22 protein-coding genes are annotated in these 25,950 nt (G+C 40.0%); 15 read left to right on the plus strand and 7 right to left on the minus strand.

What is annotated here, in order from left to right:
• Positions 1-56 precede the first annotated feature (56 nt).
• Complete coding sequence (locus ACFX4H_RS10765; protein ID WP_034315075.1) at positions 57-527, plus strand: thioredoxin family protein; 471 nt, start codon at positions 57-59, stop codon at positions 525-527.
• Between the two features lie 67 nt (positions 528-594).
• Here the strand turns inward: ACFX4H_RS10765 and ACFX4H_RS10770 are convergent, their stop codons facing one another.
• Complete coding sequence (locus tag ACFX4H_RS10770) at positions 595-1,002, minus strand: DUF5365 family protein (protein WP_377435183.1); 408 nt, start codon at positions 1,000-1,002, stop codon at positions 595-597.
• A 232-nt stretch (positions 1,003-1,234) separates the two neighbouring features.
• Here ACFX4H_RS10770 and ACFX4H_RS10775 point away from each other — a divergent pair, with 232 nt between their 5' ends.
• From ACFX4H_RS10775 to ACFX4H_RS10790, 4 genes are all read left to right on the plus strand, one after another.
• Positions 1,235-2,146, plus strand: a complete 912-nt coding sequence (locus ACFX4H_RS10775) for an RluA family pseudouridine synthase (RefSeq protein WP_237752166.1) — start codon at positions 1,235-1,237, stop codon at positions 2,144-2,146.
• A gap of 799 nt (positions 2,147-2,945) precedes the next feature.
• Positions 2,946-4,154, plus strand: a complete 1,209-nt coding sequence (locus ACFX4H_RS10780; RefSeq protein WP_377435185.1) for a M20 family metallopeptidase — start codon at positions 2,946-2,948, stop codon at positions 4,152-4,154.
• 68 nt (positions 4,155-4,222) lie between these two features.
• Positions 4,223-5,035, plus strand: coding sequence for a DUF3100 domain-containing protein (locus tag ACFX4H_RS10785; RefSeq protein WP_377435187.1), 813 nt, complete (start codon positions 4,223-4,225; stop codon positions 5,033-5,035).
• Between the two features lie 3 nt (positions 5,036-5,038).
• On the plus strand, positions 5,039-5,491 hold the full coding sequence (locus ACFX4H_RS10790; protein WP_063577227.1) for a hypothetical protein: 453 nt from the start codon (positions 5,039-5,041) through the stop codon (positions 5,489-5,491).
• Between the two features lie 272 nt (positions 5,492-5,763).
• Here ACFX4H_RS10790 and ACFX4H_RS10795 read toward each other — a convergent pair whose 3' ends face one another.
• Positions 5,764-6,018, minus strand: coding sequence for a GlsB/YeaQ/YmgE family stress response membrane protein (locus tag ACFX4H_RS10795; protein WP_170946860.1), 255 nt, complete (start codon positions 6,016-6,018; stop codon positions 5,764-5,766).
• A gap of 473 nt (positions 6,019-6,491) precedes the next feature.
• The gene (locus tag ACFX4H_RS10800; protein ID WP_377435188.1) at positions 6,492-7,322 is read right to left on the minus strand and encodes an aldo/keto reductase; all 831 of its coding nucleotides are present in this window, start codon (positions 7,320-7,322) and stop codon (positions 6,492-6,494) included.
• A 396-nt stretch (positions 7,323-7,718) separates the two neighbouring features.
• Between ACFX4H_RS10800 and ACFX4H_RS10805 the strand changes: the two genes are divergently transcribed.
• The 6 genes from ACFX4H_RS10805 (at position 7,719) to ald (ending at position 14,155) form a co-directional block, all read left to right on the plus strand.
• The gene (locus ACFX4H_RS10805; RefSeq protein WP_063596724.1) at positions 7,719-8,717 is read left to right on the plus strand and encodes an inorganic phosphate transporter; all 999 of its coding nucleotides are present in this window, start codon (positions 7,719-7,721) and stop codon (positions 8,715-8,717) included.
• 238 nt (positions 8,718-8,955) lie between these two features.
• Positions 8,956-9,576, plus strand: a complete 621-nt coding sequence (locus ACFX4H_RS10810) for a DUF47 domain-containing protein (protein WP_034315087.1) — start codon at positions 8,956-8,958, stop codon at positions 9,574-9,576.
• A gap of 15 nt (positions 9,577-9,591) precedes the next feature.
• Complete coding sequence (locus ACFX4H_RS10815; protein ID WP_137018051.1) at positions 9,592-10,590, plus strand: inorganic phosphate transporter; 999 nt, start codon at positions 9,592-9,594, stop codon at positions 10,588-10,590.
• A gap of 128 nt (positions 10,591-10,718) precedes the next feature.
• Positions 10,719-11,975 (plus strand): PucR family transcriptional regulator, encoded by a 1,257-nt coding sequence (locus tag ACFX4H_RS10820; protein ID WP_034315574.1) that lies wholly within the window; start codon positions 10,719-10,721, stop codon positions 11,973-11,975.
• 53 nt (positions 11,976-12,028) lie between these two features.
• Positions 12,029-12,850, plus strand: coding sequence for an EcsC family protein (locus ACFX4H_RS10825; RefSeq protein ID WP_377435189.1), 822 nt, complete (start codon positions 12,029-12,031; stop codon positions 12,848-12,850).
• A gap of 171 nt (positions 12,851-13,021) precedes the next feature.
• Complete coding sequence (gene ald, locus ACFX4H_RS10830) at positions 13,022-14,155, plus strand: alanine dehydrogenase (protein WP_063577231.1); 1,134 nt, start codon at positions 13,022-13,024, stop codon at positions 14,153-14,155.
• A gap of 250 nt (positions 14,156-14,405) precedes the next feature.
• Here ald and ACFX4H_RS10835 read toward each other — a convergent pair whose 3' ends face one another.
• Together ACFX4H_RS10835 and proC are read right to left on the minus strand one after the other, a co-directional pair.
• Positions 14,406-15,773: an FAD-binding oxidoreductase gene (locus ACFX4H_RS10835; protein WP_377435191.1), complete on the minus strand. Its 1,368-nt coding sequence runs from the start codon at positions 15,771-15,773 to the stop codon at positions 14,406-14,408.
• An 83-nt stretch (positions 15,774-15,856) separates the two neighbouring features.
• On the minus strand, positions 15,857-16,663 hold the full coding sequence (proC, locus tag ACFX4H_RS10840) for a pyrroline-5-carboxylate reductase (RefSeq protein ID WP_377435192.1): 807 nt from the start codon (positions 16,661-16,663) through the stop codon (positions 15,857-15,859).
• A gap of 284 nt (positions 16,664-16,947) precedes the next feature.
• On the opposite strand from proC, the gene ACFX4H_RS10845 reads away from it, so the two are divergent.
• The 3 genes from ACFX4H_RS10845 to ACFX4H_RS10855 all read left to right on the plus strand — a co-directional run bounded on the left by ACFX4H_RS10845 (position 16,948) and on the right by ACFX4H_RS10855 (position 20,972).
• Positions 16,948-18,513, plus strand: a complete 1,566-nt coding sequence (locus tag ACFX4H_RS10845) for an MDR family MFS transporter (protein WP_034315100.1) — start codon at positions 16,948-16,950, stop codon at positions 18,511-18,513.
• A gap of 115 nt (positions 18,514-18,628) precedes the next feature.
• Positions 18,629-19,252: a DNA-3-methyladenine glycosylase gene (locus ACFX4H_RS10850; RefSeq protein ID WP_377435194.1), complete on the plus strand. Its 624-nt coding sequence runs from the start codon at positions 18,629-18,631 to the stop codon at positions 19,250-19,252.
• Positions 19,253-19,799: 547 nt separating this feature from the next.
• A complete protein-coding gene (locus ACFX4H_RS10855; RefSeq protein WP_377435195.1) occupies positions 19,800-20,972 on the plus strand; it encodes a C40 family peptidase in 1,173 nt (390 codons plus the stop codon).
• A gap of 498 nt (positions 20,973-21,470) precedes the next feature.
• Here the strand turns inward: ACFX4H_RS10855 and ACFX4H_RS10860 are convergent, their stop codons facing one another.
• Together ACFX4H_RS10860 and ACFX4H_RS10865 are read right to left on the minus strand one after the other, a co-directional pair.
• Complete coding sequence (locus ACFX4H_RS10860; RefSeq protein ID WP_174878757.1) at positions 21,471-21,623, minus strand: hypothetical protein; 153 nt, start codon at positions 21,621-21,623, stop codon at positions 21,471-21,473.
• A gap of 979 nt (positions 21,624-22,602) precedes the next feature.
• On the minus strand, positions 22,603-24,276 hold the full coding sequence (locus tag ACFX4H_RS10865; RefSeq protein ID WP_377435197.1) for an alpha-keto acid decarboxylase family protein: 1,674 nt from the start codon (positions 24,274-24,276) through the stop codon (positions 22,603-22,605).
• Between the two features lie 264 nt (positions 24,277-24,540).
• Between ACFX4H_RS10865 and ACFX4H_RS10870 the strand changes: the two genes are divergently transcribed.
• Positions 24,541-25,944, plus strand: coding sequence for a sigma-54 interaction domain-containing protein (locus ACFX4H_RS10870; RefSeq protein ID WP_063591987.1), 1,404 nt, complete (start codon positions 24,541-24,543; stop codon positions 25,942-25,944).
• Positions 25,945-25,950: the final 6 nt, after the last annotated feature.

Here is a 25,950-nt window from a genome sequence, read left to right on the forward strand (position 1 = left end):
TGCATTCGTCATTATTTTTACATCGTATGGACAAGATCCAAGGAGGTTGCAGCTTAATGAAGAAAATGGCTATATTTTTAGTGATAATCGTCGCCCTTTTTGTCCTGCTGAGCGTTTTTACAAACATGAAAAAAGAAGAAAAATCAAAAGGAAATCCATACGGCAAGGATAAGCTTAAACCCGCTACCGTCGATCAGCTGGATGACCCCAATTATCAAAATTTGATTCTTCCTGTAGAGCTGGAGCAGGACCTCCAAGATAGTAAAGACGTGACCGTTTATTTCTATAGTCCTACGAACTCAATCAGTCAAAAAACCACACCAGTCGTGGCACCTTTGGCAGAGAAATTGGGTATTGATCTTGTTCAATTCAATCTTTTGGAGTTTGAACAAGGATGGAGCGACTATGGCATCAAAAAGACCCCGACCATCGTCCACTATAAAAATGGGGAAGAACAAGAACGAATCGTCGGATTTAAAGATGAAGTAACGTTCGAGAAATGGTTCGAGGACCACGATATTAATTAAGGATGAAAAAATGAGCCGGCCCTAACGGAAATGCTTCTCCCGTTATAGCCGGCTCATTTTTTTTGCCTTATACTAAATATTGATTCGCCACCTGGATGTCCATCATCTGCATATCATTATTCGCTTCAAGGTTTATACTTGAAAAATGGTCATAATAAAAGGGGAAGAATATTCCGCATTCATTCAATAGAGTGATGTTATGTTGGAACAATTCTTCAGACTTAGGTTCCATCACCCTCTTTTGTTTGTCTAATATCGACATAAGGACTTGAAGACATGTCATTACTTGAAATGCGTCTCTTAATGTTGCCAAGTAAATAACAGAACTTTGATTGGGCTCTAAAACGCCAATCTCACGAAAATGAAGGATTTCACTTTCCGTAAAGTACTTTGGAAATACAGATTCGTAGAAACGAGACACGAGACTCGCTATTTCTTGCTCTTGTTCTTCCGTTGAAGAAAAGACCGTCTTCACTAAAAAAACCACCTTTTTTCAGATCCGTTAGACCTATCTATTATATGTATATTCTAGGACAAGGGATTTCTTTCCCCCTAGAATAACATAAATTTTGTAAAAAATATGTGGTAATTTCCACCACTGAAAATCTTAGCAATAGGCCCAAGGTTACTTTTTTACACCATTTCCATAATTATTATAGATTTTTTTCATTTAAGCACAACCAAACGAGTCGAAAGTAGGAGTTAAATTGGAAAATTTCAAAATAACTAACCAACATTTAATAATTGATGTACTCCAAAGTTGGAATGGATTAACATTGGAAAAGCTTTTCAGGGAGCGTTGGAAGGCCCCGAAAAAATTAGTGCATGAATGGAGGATGAGTAAAGAAGTGTCAATGAATGGGAACTACGTCACCTGGTCAACTATCCTCAATGAAGGAGATACGATCAGCATCCCCTTATTGGATCACGCTGAAAATGAAACAGTTCAAGCCGCAGACTTAGGAATTACCATCTTATATGAAGATGATGTGTTGTTGATAGCCAATAAGCCGGCTGGAATGGAAACCCACCCTTCTCAACCGGGTGATGCACACTCCCTCCTCAATGGAGTCGCGCACCATCTTCAAAAAACCAGCCAGACCTGTATGATCAAGCATATTCATAGGCTTGATAAAGATACCACCGGTGCGGTCCTTTTTGCCAAAAACCGCCTCATTGGGTCCATGCTGGATAGAATGTTGGAAGAAAGGGAAATCAAGCGGACTTACCTAGCTTTAGTCGAAGGAAATATTAAAAAGGATGAAGGAGAAATCAAAGAAAAAATTGGACGTGACCGCCACCATGCCACTAGACGAAGGGTTTCCCCTACTGGCCAGACGGCAGTCACCCATTATCGGGTGCTTAACCGTGATTCCAAGAAAAACTTGACCCTCGTCAGCTGCACCCTGGAAAGCGGCCGAACCCACCAGATCAGGGTGCATTTCAGTCATTTGAATCATCCCTTGGCCGGAGATACATTGTATGGCGGAAAAAAGACATTTCCACGTCAAGCCCTGCATGCAAGGAAAATCGAATTCATCCATCCCATTTCAGAAGAAAAAATGATCGTTGAAGCTCCTTTCATTGATAGACCTGAAATATTCGATGTTCACATATAATCCAAACAGAAAACACCGTTCCATTTCGGAACGGTGTTCATTCAATTTCTTCATGAAAGCGAAATTGTTCCTCATATTTTTATGCACCAGCGGACGGATTATATATCAATTTTAATTTTATTTTCGCATTTTTTTATTATTTATTTTACGTAAAAAAGATTAGCAACCTTTAAAATTTAATGGCTGATAAGCTAAAGTTTATTTATTACTAATGAATGAAATCCGTCTGGTATAGGTTATCAGAATTTCTCCTTAGGGAATTATCACAATGGAAATTCAATGTATCTTCTGCGTACAGCACAAGAAAAATTATTCTCCCTGGTATGACTACTATAGAAAGGCTTTTTGGAAAACTCGTCAGCGAGTAAATCATTGACTTGTACTCTTTCCAAAGGGCAAAAACAAAAGTTAGATATACTTATAGAACCTTTGTAGACAATAGAAAAACCCCTTAGCATGGCTGTGGGAACTTCCCGGCTACTCTTCACCAGTATTTCTATAATTTTATGCGCCGATATTTCCCCCATGATCATCCGTTATCTTTAATTGTTTAATGAATTAAAATATTTTTGTATGCATTCAATATCACAATTAGTATTATGCAAAAAAATTCTAAGCGCTTTATTACTTTTTAAAAAAGAAAAACAAGCTATTTGTAGTTTCTTGAATTATGACAATATATCGAATTTTCAAAATACGAATGCTACTATTATAATGGTTATACTCCGAGGTAAGGGTTAAAATTGCTATTCAACCATTTATTTGAAATAAAATACTACTATATTAAAGGAGTGGAATTATGGATCAATTATTTAAAGGATTAGATGATATTTATAACGAAATCGTTGATATTCGACGCCATCTCCATCAACATCCTGAGCTCTCTTTTGAAGAACTGAATACGGCAAATTATATTGCAGCTTATCATGAAAAACTTGGGCATAGAGTACGCAAAAGGGTTGGAGGAAATGGGGTCTTAGCTTATCTAGAAGGAGATAAACCCGGGCCGACGGTTGCTGTACGGGCAGATTTTGATGCACTTCCGATCCATGAACAAACGGAAGTTCCGTTTAAATCAGTTAATGAAGGTGTCATGCATGCATGTGGCCATGATGGGCATACTGCAACATTATTAGGCCTTGCAAAGGTTCTAAATGGCATGAAGTCGGAAATTGAAGGGACAGTTGTTTTTCTCCATCAACATGCCGAAGAACTTCCTCCAGGTGGAGCAATTGCTATGATAGAGGATAGATGCCTGGATGGGGTTGATGTAATTTTTGGAACGCATTTACAGGCACAGATGCCTTTAGGTGAAATTGGTTATCGGACAGGCCCTCTTCAAGCAGCACCTGATCGTTTTGATATAACAATTCAGGGTAAAGGCGGACATGGCGCTGCTCCTCATGAAACAAAGGATAGTATTGTAATTGGAGGACAGCTAATAGGTAATCTACAACAAATTGTTAGCCGGAAAGTAGACCCATTAGAATCTGCTGTTGTATCTGTTTGTGCTTTTGAAGCAAAAAATCCTTACAATGTTATTGCAGATACAGCTACTTTAACTGGTACAGTTCGAACATTTAAAGAAGAGATTCGTAATTTTATAGAAAAAGAAATTGAAAGAGTCGTTAAGGGAACATGTATTGTATCAGATGCAACATATGACTATAAGTATATGAGAGGATATCCGACGACAGTTAACCACAAGGAGGAGACTGAATTCGTTGCGAAATTGGCTCACTCAGTACCTGGGGTTGAATCTGTTAAAGAAACCCCACCTATTATGGGTGGTGAAGACTTTTCCTATTATTTAGAAAAGGTAAAAGGAACATTCTTTTTCACAGGAGCAAAAAATCCTGATTGGGAACAAGCCTATCCACATCATCATCCAAAGTTTGACATCGATGAACGCTCGTTATTAATCGCTGCGAAAACTCTTGGGGTAGCGACATTACAATACATGAAGAATAGTTCAAAAACTTTATCATCACAACAAGTAACCAAATAGGTGAAATTTAGGGGCCTATTTGTATTTGGCCCCTAATTCAAGACCAAAAATCAAAGGGGATGATAAAGTTGACGATTGAAACACAAAAACTTTGGAAAGATTGGCGAGTACATGCCACCGTCTTTGCTATCGTATTACTGTCTGAAACGATTGGTACACACGAAATTTCGTTAGGACCAGGAGTTATTTTATTATTACCAATGCTTTATGCAGTTATAATTGGAATTTCTTTATTCTTCACACCACTTGTTAAGGAAAAGCAATCCAAAAGTGCTGAATCACTTGTTTTTATATCGGTTACATTACTTATTGCGAAGTTTGGGGTACAAGCAGGGCCAGCCTTGCCTCTGTTAATTGAAGCAGGACCTGCACTACTCCTTCAAGAAATAGGAAATCTCGGCACCATTTTTCTGGCACTTCCAGTTGCAGTTTTACTAGGATTGAAACGAGAATCTATCGGAATGACACACTCTATTGGACGTGAGCCCAATGTCGCTTTAATTACTGATAAATACGGTTTTTCCTCACCAGAAGGCCGTGGAGTTATGGCTGTATACATATTTGGTACCGTTTTTGGCGCTATATTTATGGGATTAATATCTGGATTGTTAGCAACTGTTACGCCCATTCATCCATTATCCTTTGCTATGGCAACAGGAATAGGAAGTGGAAGTATGGCAGCTGCTGCATTAGGTCCTCTAGTTACGGCGTTTCCAGAAATGAAAGATCAAATTATTGCTTTTTCAGGTGCAAGTAATCTTGCGACATCTGTAACAGGTTTATATGTGAGTATTTTTATTGCTTTGCCATTAACAGAAAAACTCTATGGATGGATGACAAGAAGAAAAAGTAAAAATATGAAATCGAATGTGGGGGTGTAACCAATGTTAAAGAACATCCAAGAATGGATATTAGTTTTAGGGATTATCGGAGTTGTGGTGTTAATTGGAAATTATATTGGCTATGATATACTCCCAATTACTGCTTTACCAGGAATGGTTATATTAATCCTTATTTCTTTAGCGGGCCTTGTTATCGGTAAACTAGTCCCACTCAAAATCCCAAGTATAGCTTACATTGGAATATTAGGGTTTATACTTACTGTTCCTAGCATGCCTGGGTCAGATCAAATTGTGAAGTGGACTGCAGATGTCAGTCTTTTAGCAATAGCTACACCCATTTTAGCCTATGCTGGGATAGGTATTGGCCGTTCATGGGCAGACTTTGCTAAACTAGGTTGGAAAACGATCGTTGTTGGAATGTGTGTTTTACTTGGTACCTTTTTGGGTTCCGCAATTATTGCTGAAATTGTTCTGCGCTTTCAAGGGATTATTTGAAATCATATTATTATATCAATTTGTCATGGGAGATGGGGATAAATGTCATTCTCAGAAATCCCACACCTACAAAAACTTTTTTAATAAGATTCCTATAGCCAAATTTATAAAAACTGATTTACAAATTCACTTACACTTTAATTATGATCGATTAGTTCAAAACCTTTTTCCCATTTTACGCAATTGGGACGGATTATCTGCATGTAGGAAGCAATCCGTTCATTTTGGCATAAAAAAATAGCTGGCCACTTGGGCCAGCTTTATTTTTGTATTTATGAAGCTTTTCTCATGCCTTTTAAGATAAGGCTTAAGATGAAGACAAATACGATTGCACCAATCAATGCTGGAATTATAGCGAAATCTGCCACTGAAGGTCCCCAGTTCCCAAGAATTAATGAACCTAACCATGCACCTACAAAACCAGCGATAATGTTACCGATAATTCCAAATGGTACGTCACGTCCAACAATCATACCTGCTAACCAACCGATGATACCTCCGATAATTAATGACCATAAAAATCCCATAATATATTTCCTCCTTCAAATTAGTTATTTTTTGATTTTCTGCAGCAGACTCCAAGAAATTAAATCACTTCCATATTGTCATGCTTTTTTTCAGTACTTTTAACCTTTACATTCAAATGGTATGATGCCGATTCGCACAATATCTAATGAATGTGAATGTTTAGTTATTGGGTAGTGTTAGCTAGCTATAGCCCTTGAGTAACTGATTGGACAATCCTCGTGTTAGTGAATTTTTTCTTTTTGTTTGCTGCTGTACTCATTATTTTCCCCGTTTAATTAATCTAAAACCTAATTTTTTTTAAAAATATTTGGCAACAAAAACAGGATTATCAGATATATTAAACGGGTATACCATAGGCTTAACTTTGTCACATAGTTAGTATAAGCAGCATTCGTCTCAATTATGTTCATAAAGCAAAAAGAAAAAGGTGCCCCATTATCGGGACACCCTCCTATCATTTGCAGTATTCTTTTTAGAACAAAAGTTCATCGGGATTGCTGCCGAAACGTTCATTTTTGTTCAAGGCATCTATTTGATTCATTTCATTTAAACTCAATGAAAAATCAAATACCTGTGCATTTTCCTTGATACGGGATGGCGTAATCGATTTAGGTATTACAACTAGATCATGTTGCAAATGCCATCTAATCAACACTTGTGCTGGACTTTTCCCGTGCTTCTTTGCTATATGATTAATTGTCGGCTCTTCCAAAAGGTTCCCTCTGCCTAGCGGGCTCCAAGATTCTACCTTTATTTCATGTTTTGCACAGTAATCACGAAGTTCGACTTGAGTCAAAAGTGGATGCAATTCAATTTGATTGACGACCGGCTTCACTTCACTGTTTGCAAGTAAATTTTCCAAATGATGAACATGGAAATTACTTACACCGATTGATTTCACCTTTCCATCCTTATAAAGCTTCTCCAAGGCCCTCCAGGTTTCCAGATATTTATCTTTTCCCGGCCAGTGGATCAGGTATAAATCCAAATATTCCATTCCCAGTCGATTTAAACTATCTTCAAATGCCTTGAGCGTTGTATCATACCCTTGCTCGGTATTCCACACTTTGGAGGTTATGAACAATTCTTCACGTGGCACTCCGCATTCCCGAATCGCTTGGCCTACACCTTCTTCATTTTCATAAATGGCCGCTGTATCAATCGCACGATAACCGACTTTGACCGCTTTTTTGACGGACTCAACCGTTTCATTGCCGTTTTTCACTTTAAATACACCGAAACCCAACTGTGGCATTTTAACTCCATTATGTAAGGTGATCGTTTCCCCAATATTCGAAATCATTCCATCATTCCCCCTTACTTTTATTTACCAATTATACATCCCTCCACCCTCTATTTCTAACCATAAGCATCGGGATTTATTGAGATTCCTTTTAGCGAAAACACATCCTTAAATACCATTTATATATATTAAAGGAAACATTTTTTCTATTTAATCATTCACTAAGTTAAATATTTTGTAAAAAAATGACGAAACATCTATCCTAATAGGTATGTAATTCGTTACAATAGTATAGTTCGATTTTAAACCATGTAAAAAAGAAGGTGCCATCTTTAAAGAATAATCAAAACTAAAACTCCCATTCTAAATATTGAGGAGTGCAACTGTCCTGCGCCCATTCATTGGCCACAATCTATATACACTTTACATACTTGAAATCAAGGGAGTCCTCCATGTATGAATAGCATACTCATCTTAACCGCGCTAATAATAATTTTTGCTTTGGTCTTTGACTTTATCAATGGTTTCCATGATACGGCTAACGCCATCGCTACAGCCGTATCAACCAAAGCGCTTAAACCACGTCATGCAATCATCATGGCTGCGGTCATGAATTTATTGGGAGCATTGACCTTTACCGGTGTAGCGCATACCATTACGAAGGATATCGTCGATCCTTTCACATTGAATAATGGTTCTTATGTTATCCTTGCTGCACTAATTTCGGCAATAATATGGAATTTAATCACTTGGTATTTTGGCATTCCAAGCAGTTCCTCCCATGCGATCATTGGTTCAATAGCTGGAGCGGCCATCGTGGCCAGTGGATTCGATGCGATTAAATGGAGTGGATTCACTAAAATTGTACAAGCATTGATCCTATCTCCCATCCTTGCCTTTACGCTTGGATTCATTGTTTACAGTATCTTCAAGGTAGTTTTCAAAAATAATAATTTAGGAAAAACCAATACACGATTCAGGAGAATACAAATTGTCACGGCGGCCATCCAGTCTTATACACATGGGACGAATGATGCTCAAAAATCCATGGGTATCATCACGATGGCTTTGATTGCTAACGGATATGCCTCTACCTCAGAAGTTCCTTTCTGGGTACAATTATCTTGCGCTATAGCCATGGCGCTTGGTACATCGATCGGGGGATGGAAGATCATCAAAACCGTTGGCGGTAAAATCATGAAAATCCGCCCGGTTAATGGTGTGGCTGCCGATATGACCGGAGCAGCGATCATTTTCGGTGCAACCTTCCTGCATATGCCGGTCAGCACGACACATGTCATTTCTTCTTCAATACTTGGGGTAGGTTCTGCACATCGCATTAAAGGGGTAAAATGGGGAACCGCAAAAAACATGTTGGTCACTTGGTTCATTACATTGCCAATTTCTGCTTCCTTAGCTGGAATCATTTACTATTTGATTGCTTTATTTTTATAAAACCTTCTGCCTTTCCATATCGGAAAGGCTTTTTTTTTTACAAATACCCCCTTATAAATGCAGGTTTTTCCCTTTTTTTAATTTTCCTTGTTTTTTTATATAAAGTTTTATTAAGATTTTGTAAATTTTCGTCGAAAAACCTTCCCGGATACTACATGAATTCGTTACAATCAATTTGTTAATACTAAGCGTACGACTAAAGTGCGTAAATTTGCATGACTAATTGGGAGGCTTTAACATGGCTTTTAAATCAAAAAAAGACAAATTCGCGGTAATGCTTTTTAACATCGCTCAAAACCTTAAAGAAGGTGCTGACTATTTCGCGGATTATAAACTCAAGAACATCTCCGATCTCAAAGTATTTTCAGATACCATGAAAGACTATGAGCATAAAGGCGATTCAATGGTTCATAATGTGATCAAAGAGCTGAACAATGCTTTCATCACTCCTATCGAACGGGAGGATATCCTTGAATTAACCATGAGAATGGATGATGTCATAGATGGTTTGGAACACTGTGCGGCATTATTCGAAATGTACTCGATTGTCAATGCAGATGAGTATATGCTTAAGTTTGTGGATGCAATCAAACAGTGTACGTATGAGATTGAAAATGCTGTCGATACACTATCCACTAAAAAATTGCCATTGATACGTGAACATGCAATCAAAATTAAAGATCTTGAATCCGTTTGTGACGGAATCCAACGTCAATCAATCAAAAACTTGTTTACAGTTGAAAAAGATCCAATCAGGATCATTCAATATAAAGAAATTTACGAAAGCCTTGAAGAGATTGCCGATCACTGTCAAGCGGTGGCCAATACACTTGAAACAATCATAATGAAAAACGCCTAAGGAGTACCCCAATAAATGGATACTTTATTAATTATAACAATACTAATCGTTTTCTTTGCTTTAGCATTTGACTTCATCAATGGTTTTCATGATACAGCCAATGCAATAGCGACTGCCGTTTCAACAAAGGCCTTGAAGCCTAGGCATGCCATCATCATGGCAGCCGTCATGAATTTCGTCGGTGCCATGACATTTACTGGAGTGGCGAAGACCATAACGAAGGATATCGTGGATCCGTTCACGCTTCCGAATGGTTCATATGTAATAATGGCTGCTCTACTTGCCGCTATCATATGGAACCTTCTAACGTGGTATTACGGAATACCAAGCAGTTCCTCCCATGCATTGATTGGTTCGATTGCTGGTGCAGCCATTGCTGCAGCAGGATTCGCTGGAATTAACTGGGGAGGATTCATGAAAATTCTTCAAGCTTTGATCTTCTCCCCGCTAATTGCTTTTGCAATCGGGTTTATCGTATACAGCATCTTTAAAGTTGTCTTTAAAAACAATAACCTGACAAAAACAAACCAAAGATTCCGGACTATACAGATTGCTACTGCAGCACTTCAATCGTATACCCACGGAACGAACGACGCACAAAAAGCGATGGGTATCATCACGATGGCCCTTATTGCAAATGGTTATGCATCAAGTACCGATATCGCCTTCTGGGTTCAGTTCTCCTGTGCTCTCGCAATGGGACTTGGAACTTCCGTCGGCGGATGGAAAATCATTAAGACAGTTGGCGGCAAAATCATGAAAATCCGCCCGGTCAATGGTGTTGCAGCCGATTTAACCGGAGCCTTTATCATTTTCGGCGCGACTGTAATACACATGCCAGTCAGTACAACCCATGTTATTTCGTCTTCAATCCTTGGTGTTGGATCTGCGCATCGTGTCAAGGGCGTAAAATGGGGAACGGCCAAAAGAATGATCATCACTTGGTTCATTACCATTCCCATCTCGGCAACATTAGCTGGATTGCTTTATCTTTTAATTAACTTCTTATTCTAAAATAAAATCCCTTCCGGTTTCCATCGGTAGGGATTTTCTGTTTTACAAAGGATTTATCTATGCTTATCAATAGGAAATCGTTTAAAATTCAAGGAGAAGGAATTTTTTTAGCGAGGGGCAAAATAAAAATGAAGGAATTTGAAAAAAATAGAGATATTTTTAAAGACCTTTATGGAGATATGATGGAGTTTGCCGATAGAATCAGTTCTGTTTTAGGTTGCCCCATTACAATCGAGGACGGTAACCACCGCTTACTTGCTTATAGCACTCACGATGATACTACGGATCAGGCTCGTATCATGACCATAATCGGAAGACGTGTCCCTGAAAAGGTCATCAACAGTTTATGGAAAGATGGTTTCATCCCTGCGTTATTGAAGGAAGATGCCCCCATTAAAATCGGGGCCATCAATGATGTCGGTCTCGGTAACAGGGTTGCGGTTTCCATACGGAAAAATAATGAAGTACTTGGATTCATTTGGGCCTTGGAAGTAAATGAACCTTTCACCGAAGAAGATATGAAATTTCTGCAATTCGCTGCCAAAGAGGCAAAGAACCAGTTACAGCAATTGCAATTGAAAAAGAAAAGGAAAGAAGCAGGTCATCAAGAGTTCCTATGGCGCATGTTGACCGGGCATTACCAAGAAGAATCGGAAATAATTGAAAATTACAAGAAATTCTCAATCCATGTTCCAGTGGTTTTTTCCATATTGGTATTCGAATTTCCTAAAGAGATCAATCGCGAAGTGGAGCGTTACATTTCATATATGTTAACGACCACTCAAAAGATAAACAGTTCCTTATTTGCCATTGACCATAACAAGCTCATTCTTTTCGCGGGAGCCAACCAGGAAAACAGCCCTTCTTTCACTTCATCGATTTATGAGTTCATTCCTTTTTTCATTCTGGAGATGAAACGGCGTTTCGGTGTTGAACATATCCTTGGAACGGCTGGCAATATGTATAAAAACTTAATGGATGTTAAATCAAGTTACGAAGAAGCTCTATACACCCTAAAAATGAAGAATATATTCCCTGATGACATGGCACTCATTTTACATTATGAAGAACTTGGCATGTTTCAAATGATTGAATCACTCGCAAGCAACAAACAGCGCCGTGTTCATCCTTCCATCCTTAAACTTAAAGCATACGATATGAAAAACCAGACGGAACTGCTGCAAACACTCACCGTCTATCTAGAGAAAGACTGCAACCCAAATGAAGCTTCAAAAAATCTTCATATCCATGTAAATACTTTGAATTACCGATTAAAAAGAATCTCTGAAGTGGGAAATATTCGATTAAAGGATCCAATTCAAAAAATGTCCCTCTTTCTTAACATTAAACTTAATCAATATGATGAATTTTTCAAAAAAAATTAATGGTAATATTCCCAGATATGGAATACTAAAAGAAGTGTGGAAAGGTTGATCATATGAAATTAGAAACAAAAGAAGAACTTGAAAAAGAATTAACAATCATTGAAAAATGGGAGAAAGATCAGAAAGGACTATGGTTTTGGGAACGGATTGGGCGCATCCCCTTCAAGCTATTGGATAAGTTGACACCGGATTTCATTCAGAAAAAATTAGGTTTCATGCTTGATGAAATCGGCAGCTACATTCAGAATGGCGGAAAATATTTAACGAAAAAAGCCCATATTCTAAGTCAGTTGCAAGCCAAGGTTCCCGAGTTGAATATTAATGACCTGGAAGAGGTTTCAAGCATCCCCCTCCATATCATGGATAGCGTGAGTCAGGATATTAAAACTTCAGGCAGCAAATTGGCAACGGTTCAAGGTGCCACTACCGGGATTGGCGGAATCTTCACCTTGGCCATCGACATCCCACTTCTTCTCGGGTTGTCCATCAAAACCCTTCAGGATATCGCCATCACATATGGCTTCAATCCTAGGGACCGCCAAGAACGTATTTTCATCGTCAAATGTCTGCAATTTACAACATCGGATGTTGTCGGTAAAAAGGCTCTATTAAATGAATTGTCGAACATGAACCAGACGAATTCCCAATCAAAAAGGGAAATAGCATCCGAACTCCAGGGATGGCGAGAAGTCGTTTATACATACCGCGATCAGTTTGGCTGGAAAAAGCTTTTGCAAATGGTTCCTGTTGCCGGAATAATATTTGGCGCCATTACAAATCGTTCGATGATTGCAGATATCGCCGATACGGGAATCATGCTTTACAAGAAAAGAAGGATTTTAGAGCGCATTCAAGAACCTATTGCAAAGAATTGATTTCAGCTTTACAAAGGTCTTGATCCGCGCAAGTCCATGGTTTTTGAAACTGCGTTTGTGGAATTCCACAAATACACCTTTTTCATTTTTCTGATTTCCACATACTAACTGTTTCTTTTTCCAACTATACTTGTGATACAAATAGTAAAACATATTATTGGAGGGATTAAGATGAGAATAGGAATTCCAAAAGAGATTAAAAACAATGAAAATCGTGTAGCTATCACTCCAGCTGGGGTCGTGGCATTAGTCAATGCAGGACATGAAGTATTAATCGAAATGAACGCAGGTCTAGGAAGCAGTTTCACAAATGAAGCATATCAAGAAGCTGGTGCTGTTATAGTCGAGGACGCTGCTAGCGTTTGGGCAAGTACAGAAATGATCATGAAAGTAAAAGAACCTATCTCATCTGAATATAAATATTTCAGAAAAGATTTAATCCTTTTCACATATTTACATCTTGCGGCAGAACCGGCACTAGCTCAGGCACTAAAAGAAAGCGGTGTCTTGGCCATTGCTTATGAAACGGTTGCAGTAAACCGCACACTTCCATTATTGACACCAATGAGTGAAGTTGCAGGCCGCATGGCTGCACAAATCGGTGCTCAGTTCCTTGAAAAAAATAACGGCGGTAAAGGAATACTCTTAAGCGGAGTTCCTGGAGTTAAACGCGGTAAAGTCGCTGTAATCGGCGGAGGAATGGTTGGAACGAATGCTGCTAAAATCGCTATTGGTTTAGGCGCAGATGTTACCATTCTTGACTTAAGCCCTGACCGCCTGCGTCAGCTTGATGATATTTTCGGAAATGAACTGACTACACTCATCTCCAACCCTTATAATATTGCAGAAGCAGTCAAAGATGCCGATTTAGTAATCGGTGCCGTATTGATTCCAGGTGCTAAAGCTCCTAAGCTCGTTACTGAAGATATGGTTAAAACGATGTCTCCAGGTTCAGTCATTGTCGATGTTGCAATCGACCAAGGCGGTATCTTTGAAACGGTCGACCACATAACAACACATGATAACCCTACTTATGTTAAACATGGAGTAGTTCATTATGCAGTGGCGAATATGCCAGGGGCAGTGCCTCAAACTTCTACAGTAGCTTTAACTAACGTAACAGTCCCATTTGCACTTCAAATTGCAAATAAAGGTGCCATCAAAGCGATCCTTGAAAATGATGCTCTTGCAAAAGGCGTCAATGTCGCTAACGGTGAAATCACGTTCGAAGCAGTTGCCACAGACCTTGGCTACAATTACGTAAGTGTTGAAAACGCCTTAAACCCGAATAACATTAACGCTTAATATAAATAAGACTCCAGAATCTTGTCTGGAGTCTTATTTTTTTGGACGAGGGCCTCGATGAAGCTGAGCTTCTTCGTATGATATCTGGATCAGGCCGGGATATTCCGCACAAGGGTCGAATTATCCTCATATGGGTTGGATTATCTGCTCGAACGGGCGATTTTTCCGGAGATATAATGCCACTTCTTGATCAAGTCTGCCCTTTCCCCGGTTGATGTCCTTATTAATCATACAAAATAGAATATTCCTCTTAATCTATGAAAATCTTTCCTGGATTCATTATTCCTTTCGGATCCAAAGCCTGTTTGATCGTTTTCATCACTTCATAAGCAGCCCCATGCTCCCTTCGCTGATACTTCGATTTTCCAAGTCCTACCCCATGTTCACCGGTACATGTACCGCCTTTTGTTAATGCATATTCGACGATTTCTTCATTTAACCTCTTCGCTTCTTTAACTTCTTCAGGATTTTTCAAATCAATCATGAACAATACGTGATAATTCCCGTCACCTACATGTCCTATAATCGCACCCTCCACTTTGGATTGTTCGACTTTCTTCCTTGTATCCAGTATGGCATTCGATAATTCATGTAGTGGCACACTTACGTCGGTCACCATCAGCTTTTTTCCGGGTGCACTATGAATGAAAGCGTACGCGAGATTATGGCGCGCTTCCCATAAGGCGTTCCGTGCTTTTGAATCGGTTTCAAACTGGATATCTCCACAGCCAAAATCACTTACGATTTCCTTGGCAAATTTGACGTCCTGTTCCAGTCCGGCAAAATTCCCATGAAACTCGAGGAATAGAGTTGGTTGGACATCATAGGATTTGTCCATGAATTGATTAACTTTTTTTATGGACTCGGCATCCACCAATTCAATTCGTGCAATCGGGATTCCAGCAAGCATGATCCCATTAACCGCAGATACTGCCTGTTCGACGGTTGGAAATGAGGCTCTTCCGGCCATAGTGACTTCAGGGATGCCATATACCTTCAATGTCAGTTCAGTAAATACACCCAGCGTACCTTCAGAGCCGACAAACAAGCCATTCAAATGAATGCCTGAAGATGATTTTGTCGCTAAGCTTCCGGTATGAATCACTTCACCGTTTGCTAAAGCCACTTCCAAATCCCTGACTTGATCGCGCATTATCCCATATTTGACCGAGGTCGTCCCACTTGCATTCGTAGCTGCCATCCCACCCAATGTAGCATCGGCGCCAGGATCGACGGAAAAGAACAAACCGTATTTTTTTAATTCTTTATTAAGTTGCGTCCTTGTCACACCCGGTTGGACCTTAACAAGGAAATCATTTTCCCTGATTTCCAATATTTGATTCATCAAGGACAAATCCAGGGAAATACCCCCTTTGACTGGAACGACATGCCCCTCCAAACTTGATCCTAACCCAAAAGGAATGACTGGTATTTCATGCTCATTCGCATAACACATGACTGCGCTTACTTCTGCAGTATTCCTTGGATATATGACCATATCCGGTAAATGCGGGGTGTGATATGATTCATCATGGCTGTGCTGTTCCAATAGAGTTTCATTCACCGTTACTTGTTCTTCCGAAAGTATCTTCCTTAATTCTTCTATATAACCTTTCATTATTACAGCCTCCCTCTTTTCTCCGAACATTCTGAAAATAGTTCGCGAATGAGATTGCCCGCTAATAGGCAATCCATCTTTCTTCATTTACTGAAACCTTTCGTTTTATCCGTGCAGGCCTTCATTGCTTGCAGAATGCTGGATCTTAGCTGATTCTCTTCTAAAGCCGCTACCGCAGAAATCGTTGATCCGCCCGGCGTGCAGACATCATCCTTTAAAGCAGCAGGATGTCTTTCCGTTTCCAGTACCATTTTAGCAGCTCCCATTACAGCTTGTGCTGCCATTCGGTATGCTTGTTTTCGTGGGATGCCATCACGGACCCCTCCATCAGCCAGCGCCTCGATGAACATATAAACATAAGCAGGCGACGAACCACTGATAGCCGGAACTGCGTCCATCAAATCTTCATGCAGGATTTCCGTTTTACCGAAACTATTCAGCAGTGCAGTCACATCCTCTATATCAGCATCGGTAATTTCATCATTGATGCACATGGCAGTCATGCCTTCACCGACAAGCGAAGGAGTGTTTGGCATCGTCCGGACTACCTTCACTCTTTTTTCGAAGCTGTTCTCAACAAGAGATACAGTGACCCCTGCTGCCATAGTAATGATAACGGTGTCTTCTTTAACATGATTCTTCACTTCTTCAAGTACTTGCTTATGCATGGCAGGTTGGATCCCCAGAAAGAGAAAATCGGCAAAACCGGCAACCTCTTTATTATCCAAAGTACCCCTAACGTTATATTTCGTGGTGATTTTAGTTTTAGTCTCCGCACTCGAAGTACTGACCATTATTCCTTCAGGTGAAATGACCTTTGCATGCAGCATGCCCTCAAGCATTGCCTCACCCATTTTGCCGCATCCAATAAACCCGATTTTTTTATTCATATCTTACACTTCCAATCATAAGTTCATCTATGTTCCCACTTTATTATATCGGATATGATAAATGGAAACACGTTGGAGATATTAATCAGGAAGGATTTGGTAGTTTCTGGCCGAATTACTTAAAGTGATATGGATGAATCTTTATATTCACCTTTACGCACTATAGTCAAGTAATTGAATTCTTTTGCAAAAAAACGTTGACTAATTGGTCATTAGAGATTTATAATTTTGACCTATTAGTCACAAACGAATAAGAAATACGGTTATAGAAATGGAGAAATGCTATGCAAATGGAAAAAAAAGCGGTCAATACCAAGCTTGTCTTAACAGGATTGATCATAGGAATGTTTTTCAGTTCATTGGAACAGACGATCGTCGGTACGGCCATGCCGACAATTATCGGGGAATTGAATGGTTTCACCATCTTTGCATGGGTAACGACTGCCTATTTAATAGCCTCAACGACTGTTGTACCCATTGTTGGAAAGCTATCTGATTTATATGGCAGGCGTTCCCTTTATCTGCTTGGTACAATCATATTTACGATCGGTTCGTTTTTATGTGCCACAGCCACTTCGATGGAGCAATTGATCATCTACAGAGGTCTGCAGGGAATCGGCGGCGGAATGATCATGCCTTTATCCCAAACAATCATCGGCGATATATTCTCTGCGGAACAAAGAGCCAAATGGCAGGGTGTATTCGGAGCCCTTTTTGGATTAAGTTCTGTCATCGGCCCTTTTCTGGGCGGCCTGATCGTTGACCATATCAGCTGGCATTGGATCTTTTTGATCAATGTACCGACAGGCTTACTATCGGCCATTTTGATTTATGTAGGATTGAAACATGAAGCGATAAGGAAAACAGAGAAAGTGAATATCGATTATCTAGGAATCTTCACTTTGATTCCTGGTATTGTCCTGTTATTGCTTGGCTTGACCTTCGGTGGTGATAAATTCGAATGGTTATCACTGGAATCTATCTTGATTTTCGGCAGCACCATTGTCTTCATTATCCTATTCATCATTTTTGAAAGAAGAGCGGTCGAACCGATCCTTGATTTATCCCTTTTTAAAAATAGAGTTTTTTCCACCACGAATATTTTAGGATTCCTGCTTGGCCTTGGCATGTTCGGGGCAATCATGTTCGTCCCGCTGTTCATGCAAGGCGTTTTGGGAGTTTCACCAACAAAAGCGGGATCGACCATGACTCCGATGATGATTGGTATGATTCTTTCCAGCATCATTGGCGGGCGGTTACTTTTGAAATTCCGTTTTCGTACCGTGCTTACCTTTGGAATGGCCTTTGCGACGCTTGGCTTTTTCCTAATGAGTATGATGGACGGCAGTACGACTATATTCACTGCGTACTCATTCATGGCCATCCTTGGGATAGGTATGGGGCTTGTCATGCCGACATTGATGATTGCCGTTCAGAACGAATTTCCAAAATCGCAGCTAGGGTCGGTTACAGCGGCTTCAACCTTCTTCCGCTCAATAGGTGGAACGATGGGCATCACGATTTTGAATGCTGTCATGAATCACAATCTCCAGCAAAATATGGATGATGCGGTGGTAAGTCAAAAGGACCCTATATTGCATGAAGCACTGAAAGCATTAGCCGATAAAACGGATACGTTATTCAACATCATGCTTTATCCCGAAAACCTAAAAATGCCCGCAGAAGTCAGCAATGTCCTTGTTAAAACGATAGAAAATGCTTGGATCGATGCATTCTCCAGTGTTTTCATCACCGGTATCTTTTTTGTATCCGCAGGGATATTAGTGGCACTTTCCGTGGGTTCGGGCCGAATCAAAAGAGATCAAGAAACGGAAAAAGAATTAGGCTAAAACAGGCTCGGGACCGGCTGATATAATCAGCCGGCCTTTTTCATCCCTTCAATCCTATGTTTCTTTTTCATTGATAAGGGCAATTTACCTGTATGAGACTAAATGGGGTGATACTATGGACAGGATAAACGATTCAATTTTGCTTGCTGATTTTTATCAGCAGCCCACGCTTGAACTGGCGAAATCCCTTCTTGGCTGCCTGATCGTAAAAGAAACAGCGGAAGGAACCGCTTCTGGATTCATTGTTGAAACAGAGGCCTACATGGGACCTGGGGACAGGGCCGCACATAGTTTTGGAAATAGACGGACAAAGCGGACGGAAGTGATGTTCGGAAATTCCGGTTTGATCTATACATACGTCATGCACACACATACACTGGTCAATGTCGTAAGCGGCGGACCTGAAAATCCGGAAGCCATTTTAATTCGCGCGATTGAACCGTATTCAGGGCTCGAGTTAATGCATGAAAGACGCGGAATTGCCGATATTCGTAAATGGACCGATGGACCAGGGAAGCTAACAAAGGCACTAGGCATCACCGTGGATGATTATGGCCGATCTTTTACGGCCCCCCCGCTTTATCTGGCTGCAGGAAAAAAGCCTGAACACATATCCAGCGGCCCCCGCGTCGGAATCGACAACTCCGGGGAAGCAAAGGATTACCCTTGGCGTTTCTGGGTTACCGACAATCCATTTATATCCCGTAAGAACTTAATTAATAAAAGGGGACCAAAATAGTCTCCATGATGTTATTCCCTCTAAGCGAACATTGTAATTCTGTGTATGTTACACAACTTAGAGGGGATTTTGCTTTGTCGGTAAGCATTCCGATATATCAAAATTAGTGAATATAAACTTTAGGCAACTTCCAGCCAATTACCCCGGTAATAATATATTGACTTCCCTCTACTTGGAGTCCTTATACATAGTAAAATCGTGAACCTGATGCCCCCTACGTTTATAGTTCAATATTAAAAAATTAATCACGGAAAGGTAAGATTTGTTATTCTTACCTTTCTTTTAATTACCGTAACTCAAACTTCCATTTTATGAAATGCTCCTTTGAGTTTACTAGCTATCCATTTATGCGAAATTCCAAGATTTGGTCCTCTTATACTCCAATAATCCACCCGATGTAACAGACTCCCATTTTCCTGTTACAGAATAACCCGAAAAATGATGAAAAAATTGAATTTTATTGATATGGGTCATGTTTTTTATATTCCATACCTTTATAATATAAATGCTAGATATTTTTTTACCACATCAGGAGGAACTTTCCTAAATGAACAATTCTAAAAACTCTTTCATTCTTGCGGGGACCATTATAGGTACCCTAATCGCCGGCACTTCTGCTTATGCTGGTTCTTATCAAGTTAAATCAGGGGACACCCTAGATAAAATCTCTAAAGCCAATAATACAACTGTCCAGCACTTAAAATCTCAAAACCATTTGACTAGTGACCTTATTTTTCCCGGCCAAGTCTTGAAATTTAATACCATTAACAACCATACAGATAAAAGTAAAGATAAAACCGAAAAATATGTGGTTAAACTTGGGGATTCCTTATCTAAAATTGCCAATAAATATAATGTATCCGTTAGTGCCCTGCTTAAATTAAACCCTAATATTTCTAGTTCGGACCGGATATATATTGGCCAAACCATCCGGGTTTCCGGACAAACCTCCGGATCCAGCCCTTCGGCTAAAAATAGTTCAAATACTTCTTATAAAGTCAAATCCGGGGATACACTGGGCAAAATTGCCAGAGTCAATAATATGACTGTCCAACAATTAAAGTCTATGAATCATTTGACTAGCACTCTCATTTTTCCAGGTCAGGTCTTGAAGGTTAATGCCATTACCAGCAATCCGGATAAAGGTAAAAATACAACAGGCGTTTATGTCGTTAAATTAGGGGATTCCTTATCAACAATCGCTAAAAGATATAACCTTTCCCTTAGTGCCTTACTTAAAATAAACCCTAATATTTCCAATTCAGATCGTATTCGTATCGGCCAAACCATCCGGGTTTCAGGGAAGGCCTCGGCATCTGCAATCAATAAACCGTCCAAATCCAACAAGGCAGATCAAGTTTTGGCAGCTGGCGCTAAATACTTGGGAGCCAAGTATGTTTACGGTGCGAGCACTTCACGCACTGATGTATTTGATTGCTCTTCATTCACATTAAGAGCATTCCAAAGTGCAGGTATTTCCTTGCCTAGAAATTCAGTAGCCCAATCACACGTTGGTAAAGCTGTATCCTCAAAGGCCCTGCAAAAAGGGGATTTAGTATTTTTCGATACCAATAATGATGGAGTAATCAATCATGTAGGAATTTATGCCGGTAACGGTCAAATGCTGAATGCTTCGACATCTAAAGGTGTATCCTACGCTAACATTAACAATTCCTACTGGGGACCAAGCTTTGTGAAGGCAGTCCGTGTCCTAAACTAAATGATGGTGGCAGTAAACGATAAAAAGCAAAAAAGCGTGTTTCGATAAATGATCATACACGCTTTTTTTGCTTATGATAATGTTAACTAGCCGCCAACTGGTGTTATGGCTTATCCCCCTTCTTTTTGAAGCCATCCTAACTCTCGCATTAAATTATGCATATAATTCGTTAAAGTATTAAGTCTTTTTTTATAATTGATTTTACGATTAAAATACTCAAAACACATTAAAGTATTGCAAGATATACAAAATAAACTAAACCTTTCACTAGTAAACCCAAATTTATAATAGATACCCGAAGCAATGATACACACACCCGTTAAAAATATTTTATAATACCAATACTTACTCATTATCAATAGGTAGAATAATATATAAAGTTAAGCTAACCTTTTTTATCCTCTCTTTCCTCATACCTGGCGGATTAACCTTGCATTTCCGCAATCGCATAATTCAGTTGATTACTGATACGGACTCCTTCAAAACTTGATAATTCCTTTAGTTATCGTTTGATGTTGTTAGATGTCTTTCCTGCATTTCAACCTGCTTTCTATGGACTTTTTCTTCTATAAGATCTATGAACATCTGATTATTGTTGAGATTTTCTTTATTAGACTCTATTAACCGCGCTAATGATACATTTTTACGCATTTTTTGGACCTCCTTCTCTACAGAAATTGCTAGCAGGAAAAAGAATGGTTTTCTCTGATAATGAAGAATATTTTCCCTATTATTACATGAAAGTTTCATAATACTCTTAGTTTAAAAATTCTTGGTTTCAATTTTGAAATGACCGTTACTAATATTGGTATTGTCATTCCGGGTATATCCTGTTCACTTTTTCAACTTGCATTCTTGTCCTTGATCGGGCCGTGCAGATATAAGTAAGTACATTATCTACATTTCCAACAAAAAAAGGCCTTCATCACAGAAGACCTTTTCAGAAAGTATACTAATAAGGAGAGTAAGTTTGCCTGAGCTTTTTTCTTTCAAAAACGTTCCAGCCGATTCCAGAAATCCGCTCCCTTTTCCGCCGATTTTCTGCCCAGTTACCTCAAAGCAAACGCCTGTGGTGTCTCGGCTAGCCAGTTATTCGGCAGGAGTGTCGCAAATTTCTTCCATCCTTTAAGGATTAATGTAAAAAAACAGCAAGGATCACCTCGTCTTAAATTTGGTTCGGGTGTGTCCAGCCTACGCTTTTTTCTTAAATTACGTTCCAGTCGATTCCAGAAATCCGCTCCCTTTCCGCCGACTGTCTGCCAAGCCTCCTCGACGTAAACGTCTCCGGGGTCTCGGCTAGCCAGTTACTCGGCAGGAGTGTCGCAAATTTCTTCCATCCTTTAAGGATTAATGTAAAAAAAACTCAAGGATCACCTCGTCTTAAACTTGGTTCGGGATGAGCCTAGCCTACGTTTTTTTCTTAAATTACGTTCCACTCGATTCCAGAAATCTGCTCCCTTTTCCGCCGGTTTTCTGCCCAGTTACCTCAAAGCACACGCCTGTGGTGTCTCGGCTGCCAGTTACTCGGGAGGAGTATTTCATAATTTTTCAATCTAGTGAGGTTTCATAAACAAAACATTAAAGTATATTCTAGTGTTTAATCAGGGTTGATTGCATTTCGAACATGGAATTACTTTAGTTTCTCTTGCTCTTCAAGGTACTGCCTTATTTTTTTCAAATAATCCGGTGCATCCATCTGATCTTTCACGACCAGTTCTATAAGGCAAAGTTTATCGGCGTTCATATCTTGGGCATTTGTAATGGCTTCATCCAGTTCACCATTCGTCTCGACTCTTGCTGTGAATGCCTCTTGACCAAATGCTTCAGCCAGTTTTGTATAATTCCACTCTGGTATCTCGTTGTATTTCTGTTTTTCTATATCGACTTTTACGTTTAAGAATTTTTCTATCGTATAGCCGTTATTGTTGAGGATAAACACGATGGGCTTACAGCCGTTTTCCAGCATCGAGCTTATTTCCTGTGCTGTCAGCTGTATCGATCCGTCCCCGGTAAACAAAAGGACACGCCGGTTTCTATCCGCTATACAAGCACCGAAAGCTGCAGGCGTCGCATAACCAATGCTTTGCCAGCCTCCCTGGGCTATGTAGGTCGCCCCTTTCGGCAATCTGACCTGTGACATGCCATAAGAGAATGTTCCTGTTTCCGTGACCACAATGTCATTTTCCTTCAACATTTGCTGAATTCGAGGATAATAGGAAGTCGCTTTCAGTGGTGCTGACGGGTCTTCCACCATTGTGTCATACGGAAACGAGATGTTTCCGACAGATTCTTTCTGACGGTAGCCAATGTCCTGGAGCGCATTTAGTATTTCTTCCGCCTTGACATTCATATAGCTGGCTTCCCCCACTTTTAATGTGTCAGGTTGAATTTCCACCATTTTCAACGGGTTAAGCTTTGCTGTACCTTTGGAAGTATTGACGTCTGACCAAACAGTACCAACGGCTATGATCAAATCCGCTTCTTCAACAGTCTCAGTTACATCCTTACTTCCGAAAGCTCCGCCGTATACACCAATATACTGGGGATGACTCTCATCAAACCCGCTTTTACCCTGCATCAGTGAAGCAACTGGAACATTTAACCTCTCAGCGAGCTGCTGTACGGGTTTCTGCAAGTTATAACGAAGTGTTTTCACGTCCACAAGCAGAACGGCATTATTTACATGTTCTAACATGCCTTTTATATGCTTCACTGCTGACTGCAAAGCATCGACATTCGTTTTTGTCATGTTTTCTGATGTCTTACCGTGAGAAAGCAATGGTTTTTCAACGAGATCGATAGCCACTACCAAATAAACGGGCTTTTTCTTTTCTTTCGCGATTTTGATTGCAGCCGGTATCTCCCTAGCTGCGTTTTCTGGTGTAAGTATTGCTGTATAACCGGTAATATGCTCATAAACCTTACGGAAAACATCAAAATCTCCATCCATTAACGTATGGTGGGCAAGCTCCTTTTCCTGCTGCATCATGGTCTTTGGCGAGCCGACAATATGGATGAGCGGCACATTTTCACTGTACGCTCCAGCGATTGCATTACATGCGCTCATTTCACCGACACCAAAGGTGGTTATCAGTGCCGACATGCCCTTCACCCGGGCATATGCGTCCGCTGCGTATCCAGCATTGAGTTCATTTCGTCCATTAATAAACTCAATCCCATCGTAATCTTCCAAAGTATCTAGCAATGAGAAATTATAGTCTCCAGGCACACCAAAAATCTCTGTAATGCCTTCTGCTTTTAAGCAGTCGTATAAATATTGTCCCAAGGTTGTGTTTTCAGCCAAGTCAATCACTCCTTCAATCGATTACTCTCTACTTTATTTATACCCAAACATAAGTAGGTTAACCGTATAAGTATCCATTTGCTTTAATGTGGGTGGCGTCTCTATTACTCTAGTTTTAGCTTGATGAATGAAGTGAGTGAGACTATCCCAGGCAAGATTCATATAAAAAATGATTCAATTCCAAATCAAAATATCTGAAAATTCTTGATTTCGCTTCTGTTTTTGATTTATATTTGAATCACCGGCACAGTGATAAGGGGGAAAATGATGAGTGATAACAACGTCAAAAGAGTTTTGGAATGCATTATCAACACATCCAATAATAATATTACCGTGACCGATGAAAAAGGATTCATTTTATTCACGAATCCTAATCATTGGTGGATATATGGAATCGAACCAGAACATTACCTTGGAAAATCCGTTTACCAGCTCGAAACGGAAGGAATCCTTTCACCTTCGATTTCCGCCATGGTATTGAAAGAGAAAACGCCTATCCAGATCATGCAGCAAACGAAGACGGGAAAAATCGTCATGTCGACTGCCTATCCCATCTTTGATGATGATGGTGAATTGATTCGTGTCGTCAGCTATGCCCAAGATCAAACTGAAATCAGGAACCTCCAGGATCAGTACGGTCAATTGGAGAAAAAGATTCAAGAATACCAATCGGAGGTCGAGGAACTAAGGGAACAGGAGGAGTTGATCTATCGCAGCAAGGAAATGCGGCAAATCGCCAAAACGATACACCGTGTTTCCAAAACGGATGCGACAGTCATGCTTCTTGGGGAATCCGGTGTGGGAAAGAGCGTATTCGCCCGCCGGCTGCACAATCAGAGTTACCGCAGCAAAGAGCCATTCATCGAAGTCAACTGCAGTACCATCCCAGAAAGTCTCTTTGAATCCGAAATGTTTGGATATGAAGCGGGATCCTTCACCGGAGCGCAGAAACAGGGGAAGCAAGGGCTGATCGAACAAGCAGATAACGGAACCTTATTTCTGGATGAAATCGGGGAGCTTCCCCTCGATATGCAAGTGAAGTTATTAAATGTCCTGCAAGAGAAGACCTTTAAAAGAGTCGGAGGAAAAAAAGAGCATAAGATTGATTTCCGGCTTGTGACGGCAACCAATCAAAACCTTGAGGAAATGGTGGAGAAGGGAACATTCAGGCTCGATTTGTATTATCGCTTAAATGTGATTCCCATCCAAATACCGCCACTACGCGAAAGAAAAGAAGACATTGCCATCTTAATCAATCATAATCTCGAAATCATCAATAAGAAATACAAGTCGGATAAGAAATTGCACCCTTCCACTTACGAAATACTGATTCAGCATAAATGGTCAGGAAACGTGCGTGAATTGGAAAACCTGATTGAACGGCTCATTTTGACCTCGGAAGACTCCATCATTTTCCCAGGCTTTCTCCCCTCCCATTTCCATGGACAAGAATCTTTGGAGAAAATGGATGATACCCTAATGATCGACAATATGATGGTTGATGATAGTGATCTCAATACCGCTCTCGAACAAGTCGAAAAATGGATGTTGATGAAAGCGAGTAAACAATGCAAGTCCACATATGAAATGGCTAAATTCTTAGGTATCAGCCAGCCATCCGTCGTCAGGAAAATGAAGAAATATAAAGATCATCTGCCCATTAAATAACAGCGG

The sequence above is a fragment of the Peribacillus sp. YIM B13477 genome (assembly GCF_042787955.1).
GTDB lineage: Bacteria > Bacillota > Bacilli > Bacillales > DSM-1321 > Peribacillus > Peribacillus frigoritolerans.